Origin of the sequence: Microvirga sesbaniae (genome assembly GCF_025460805.1) — a bacterium.
GTDB classification, from domain to species: Bacteria; Pseudomonadota; Alphaproteobacteria; order Rhizobiales; family Beijerinckiaceae; genus Microvirga; species Microvirga sesbaniae.
Map to the genome: position 1 here is coordinate 1 of NZ_JAMXFJ010000112.1, position 1,407 is coordinate 1,407.

1 protein-coding gene is annotated in these 1,407 nt (G+C 61.3%); it reads right to left on the reverse strand.

The window, feature by feature from the left end; all coding sequences use genetic code 11:
• Positions 1-273: 273 nt before the first annotated feature.
• Entirely contained in the window at positions 274-1,305 is a 1,032-nt protein-coding gene (locus OCW50_RS33025) for an IS110 family RNA-guided transposase (protein WP_210805773.1), read from the reverse strand.
• Between the last annotated feature and the right edge of the window lie 102 nt (positions 1,306-1,407).

Below are 1,407 nucleotides of genomic sequence, written 5' to 3' on the forward strand. Positions count from 1 at the left end.
GTTCTCTTATTCCGGGGATCCTGGTCAAGCCCTTTGAGCGGCCCTTTCCGTCATTTCGGCTGATATCACCTGTCGGGTCATGGTTCTCTCCGTGGTCGGCAAACACCGCCGCATGATGGGGTCGGAAGCCTCAGCCTCGCCATGTTGCATACGCGGTCAATCTGCTCCCTGAGGTTCAGGTTTCAGGCCGCAACGGTGCCCACGCGATGGCTGCTGCCTCGTCCCGACAAGGGACATCACTCCGCCAGGGGGCGGATCTCGTGAGCTACAATCTCATGCCGGCAGGCCCTCCTTGTTGGACCAGCGGAAGTCGGTACCATCGTGCCACATTCTGTGGAGGATGACCGACAGCTTACGGGCGACCGCCACCATGGCCTTCTTTCCACCGACCTTCCTGGCGAGCCGCGTCCCCCACGCCTTGATCGACGACCAGCGCGAGACGCGGTTGAGAATGATGCCCGCCGCCTCAAAGAGGTAGGTTCGCAGGAGCGGATCGCCGCATTTCGAGATCCGCCCGCTCCGGTCGACCTCGCCCGACTGGTAGCGTCGCGGGGTCAGACCAAGATAAGCTCCCACACTCGAGGACTTCGAGAACCGTTCCGGCGCATCGATGACGCTGATATACGCCAATGCCACGAGTGAGCCGACGCCAGGAGCCGTCATGAGCCGCCGAGCCGCTTGGTTCTGTCGTGCCAGAGCCATGAGGCGACGGGAGAGGATGCCGATTTGCCGGCTGACCTCCTGCAAGGCTGTCAGGAGGGCCTCAACAGCATCCTTCAGTGGCCCATCGGCTACCAGTTCGCGCACGCGGTCAACAAAGGGCTGACGGCCTCCCTTGCCGGCGACCAGACCAAAGGGCTTGAGCATGCCGCGGATCTGGTTAATCAGGTCGACACGCACCTCGACCAGACGGGCTCGTGAGCTGAGGAAGCTACGGATCACTTGGCTGTCCAAGCTCTTGACGGTGACCTCCCGATACCAGCCCGTGCGCACGATTTGTGCCAGACCGAGCGCATCATTCGGGTCGGTCTTGTTCACCTGCAGGGACAGCGCTGCCTTGGCATGGCGGGCGTCCAGACAAATCACAGGCAAGCCGTGTTTCTTCAACTCATGCCAGTGCCATGTCGACAGCGGGCCGCTTTCCAGGCCAATCCGCACCACATGCGGCGCTCTCGCTTTGACGACTGCCGCAATGGCCTCGGGCGTCGAGGCGCATTTGCCGCGCCAGAGCGCCTTCCCATGCTCATCGACAATGCAGACGGCTGTCTGCTCCAGCGATACATCCAATCCGACATACTGCTTCATGAGGATACTCTCCGTTGGCTTCCAGTTTGGCCTGATCACATCAGACCCTACTTTACCGTCGAAGGGCACCAGGCCCGGAATAACCCCATGTTGCATTAACCT